The organism is Acidiphilium sp. PM (genome assembly GCF_000219295.1).
GTDB lineage: Bacteria > Pseudomonadota > Alphaproteobacteria > Acetobacterales > Acetobacteraceae > Acidiphilium > Acidiphilium multivorum.
Map to the genome: position 1 here is coordinate 1 of NZ_AFPR01000154.1, position 3,334 is coordinate 3,334.

At 72.1% G+C, this 3,334-nt stretch carries 5 protein-coding genes; 1 reads left to right on the forward strand and 4 read right to left on the reverse strand.

Features of this window, described 5'->3' with window-relative positions; translation table 11 throughout:
* Together coaBC and APM_RS07495 are read right to left on the reverse strand one after the other, a co-directional pair.
* A partial coding sequence (gene coaBC / locus APM_RS07490) for a bifunctional phosphopantothenoylcysteine decarboxylase/phosphopantothenate--cysteine ligase CoaBC (RefSeq protein WP_007422754.1) occupies positions 1–714 on the reverse strand: 714 nt, incomplete at its 3' end.
* Positions 702–1,451, reverse strand: coding sequence for a class I SAM-dependent methyltransferase (locus APM_RS07495; protein WP_007422755.1), 750 nt, complete (start codon positions 1,449–1,451; stop codon positions 702–704). The genes coaBC and APM_RS07495, both read right to left, overlap by 13 nt.
* A gap of 28 nt (positions 1,452–1,479) precedes the next feature.
* Here APM_RS07495 and mutM point away from each other — a divergent pair, with 28 nt between their 5' ends.
* Positions 1,480–2,307, forward strand: coding sequence for a bifunctional DNA-formamidopyrimidine glycosylase/DNA-(apurinic or apyrimidinic site) lyase (gene mutM, locus APM_RS07500; RefSeq protein WP_007422756.1), 828 nt, complete (start codon positions 1,480–1,482; stop codon positions 2,305–2,307).
* Between the two features lie 28 nt (positions 2,308–2,335).
* Here mutM and APM_RS07505 read toward each other — a convergent pair whose 3' ends face one another.
* A complete protein-coding gene (locus APM_RS07505) occupies positions 2,336–2,953 on the reverse strand; it encodes a phosphoribosylanthranilate isomerase (RefSeq protein ID WP_007422757.1) in 618 nt (205 codons plus the stop codon).
* Positions 2,953–3,334 (reverse strand): orotidine 5'-phosphate decarboxylase / HUMPS family protein (locus APM_RS07510; protein WP_007422758.1); only part of this gene is annotated, 382 nt, incomplete at its 5' end. The genes APM_RS07505 and APM_RS07510, both read right to left, overlap by 1 nt.

The following is a 3,334-nucleotide window of genomic DNA, read 5'->3' on the forward strand; positions in this document are numbered from 1 at the left end:
CAGCGTCACCCGCGCCCCGCGCCGCGCCAGCGCCGCGGCGATCGCGTGGCCCTGCCTGCCCGAACTGCGATTGGCGATGTAGCGCACCGGGTCGATCGGCTCATGCGTCGGCCCGCTGGTCACCACCACATGCCGCCCGGCCAGAATCCGCTCGCCATCGAGCCGCGCGACGATCGCCTCAAGGATCGCCGCCGGCTCCGCCAGCCGCCCCGGTCCGAACTCGCCGCAGGCCATCGGCCCCTCCTCGGGCCCGACCACCGAAACCCCGCGCCGAAGCAGCGTCTCCAGATTCGCCACCGTCGCCGGATGCGTCCACATCCGCACGTTCATCGCCGGTGCGACCAGCACCTCCTTGTCGGTCGCGAGCAGCAGCGTGGTCGCCAGATCGTCCGCCATCCCCGCCGCCATCTTCGCCAGCAGATCCGCCGAGGCCGGCGCCACCACCACGAGATCCGCGCTGCGCGAGAGCTGGATATGCCCCATCTCGCTCTCGCCGGTCAGCGAGAACAGGTCGGTATGCACCCGGTCCTCGCACAGCGCCTGCACCGAAAGCGGGGTGACGAATTTCTCTCCCCCGGCGGTGATCACCGCGCGCACCGCGCCGCCCTCCTTGCGGATCAGCCGGATCAGCTCCAGCGCCTTGTAGGCCGCGATCCCCCCGCCAATGACGAGCAGCACCCGCCGCCCGGCGAGGCGTGCGCTCACAGCCGCCATCCCGAATGGATCGCCGCGATCCCGCCGCTCAGGTTCCGGTATGAAACCCGCTCGAATCCCGCCCGCCGCATCATCCCCGCCAGCGTCTCCTGGTCGGGGAACATGCGGATGCTCTCGGCGAGATACTGATAGCTCTCGCGGTCCTGCGCGACCCGCGCGCCGATCGCCGGCAGCGCCACGAACGACCACTTTTCGTAAAGCGGCTGCGCCGCCGCCACCTGCAAGCGCGAGAACTCCAGGCAGAAGAACCGCCCGCCCGGCTTCAGCACCCGCCGCGCCTCGGCCAGCACCCGGTCCTTGTCGGTGCAGTTGCGCAGCCCGAACGCGATCGACACCCGATCGACGCACGAATCCCGCAGCGGCAGCGCCTCGGCATCCGCCACCGCGAAGCCGATCCCCTCGATCCGCGCCTGCTCCTCCGCCCGTCCGCGGCCGACGCGCAGCATCGCCTCGTTGATGTCGGTCATCAGCACCGGCCCGCCGCCGGCGGCGAGCCAGCGCAGCGAAATATCCCCGGTCCCGCCCGCGAGGTCGAGCAGCGTGCGGTGCGGCCGCGGGTCCATCATCGCGACGAATTCCCGCTTCCACAGCCGGTGCACGCCGAGCGACATCAGGTCGTTCATGATGTCGTAGCGCCCGGCGACGCTGTCGAACACCTCCCGCACCTTGTGCCGCTTCTCGTCGCGCGGCACGGTGGAAAACCCGAAATCGACGGTCTCGCTGCTGGTATCGGCCATGGGCTCAGGCTATAGCCGCAAACGCACCATGCCGGAACTCCCCGAAGTCGAAACCGTGATGCGCGGCCTCGCCGCCAAGCTCGAAGGCCGCCGCCTCGCCCGGGTCGTCCTCGCCCGGCCCGACCTGCGCTGGCCGATCCCCGAGGGCTTCGTGCAGTTCCTCTCCGGCGCCCGCGTCGAGGGTTTCCGCCGCCGCGGCAAATACATGTTCATGCGGCTCGACCGCGCGCTGTCGGTGCTGATCCATCTCGGCATGTCCGGCCGGATGACGATCGATTCCGCCCCGCTGCCGCACCAGCACCTGACCCTCGAAACCGACGACGGCGCCGTGATCGGCTTCGTCGATCCCCGCCGCTTCGGCGCGCTCGATCTCGTCGCGACCGCGGCGGAGGACTCCCACCGCCTGATCGCCGGCCTCGGCCCCGAACCGCTCGACGATGCCTTTTCGCCCGCCACTCTTGCGTCCGCCCTCGAAGGCAAGAAAACCCCGATCAAGGCGGCGCTGCTCGACCAGTCGGTCGTCGCCGGCCTCGGCAACATCTATGTCAGCGAGGCCCTGTTCCGCGCCGGCATCCTCCCGCACCGCCTCGCCGGCACGATCGGGCGGGGCAGGGCAGGGCGCCTGGTGCCGGCGATCAAGGCCACGCTCACGGACGCCATCGCCGCCGGCGGCTCCTCGCTGCGCGACTATGTCCAGCCCTCCGGCGAACTCGGCTATTTCCAGCACGCCTGGAAAGTCTACGACCGCGCCGGCCAGTCCTGCGAACGCTGCCCCGGCCCGGCCGCCTGCGCCGGCATCAGCCGCACCGTCCAGTCCGGCCGCGCCACCTATTTCTGCGCCCGCACCCAGAAATAGCCCGCGCCGGGCAACCGCCGGCCCGGCCTCAGGCCGCGTGCGCCGCCGCGACGAAGTCCCGGATCAGCGGAACCGATTTCTCCCCCGGCGCGCTTTCCACCCCGGAAGACACATCCACCGCCGTCGCCCCGCTCGCGCGCACCGCCGCGGCCACGTTCGCCGGCGTCAGCCCGCCCGCCAGCAGCCACGGGGCGGGGGCCTGCCAGCCCTGCATCACCGCCCAGTCGAACGCGGTGGCATTGCCGCCCGGCCGGTCCGCGCCCCGCGGCGGCTTCGATTCGATCAGGAACCCGTCCAGCCCCTCATCGTCGCGCGGCAGATCGGCGGCGGAAGCAACCCCCACTGCCCGCCACACTTTCGCGCCGAACCGCGCCCGCATCGCCCGGCAGGCTTCCGCGCCGGCATAGATCTGCAGAAATTCGAGGTCCTGCACCTTCAGCACCGCCTCGATCGCCGCCGGTTCGGGGTCGACGAATAGCCCCACCCTCGGCACCCGCGCATCCGCGCCGATCGCCTTCAGCGCCTCGGTGGTGAGAAAGCGCGGCGAGCGCGGAAAGAACACGAACCCGACCCAGTCCGCCCCGGCGTCCGTCGCCGCCAGCCAGGTCTCCCGCGTCCGCAGCCCGCAGATCTTCGCCCGCGCCATCAGCCGATCGACGCCGCGATGGAAGCCGCCGCCGCCGCCGGGTCCGCCGCCGTGGTGATCGGCCGGCCGACCACGATATAGCTCGCCCCCGCCGCGATCGCCGCCTCCGGCGTCGCCACCCGCGCCTGATCGCCATGATCGGCGCCCGCGGGCCGGATTCCCGGCACCACCAGCACCGGATCGGCGCCGAACGCGTCGCGCAGCACCGAAATCTCGTTGGCGCTGCACACCAGCCCGTCCGCCCCGGCGGCGAGCGCCAGCTTCGCCAGCCGCAGCACCTGCTGGCGCGGTCCGCCAGCCACCCCGGTCTCCGCCAGCGCGCCGGCCGAAAGGCTGGTCAGCACCGTCACCGCCAGCAGCACCGGCCGCGCCGCGCCCGCC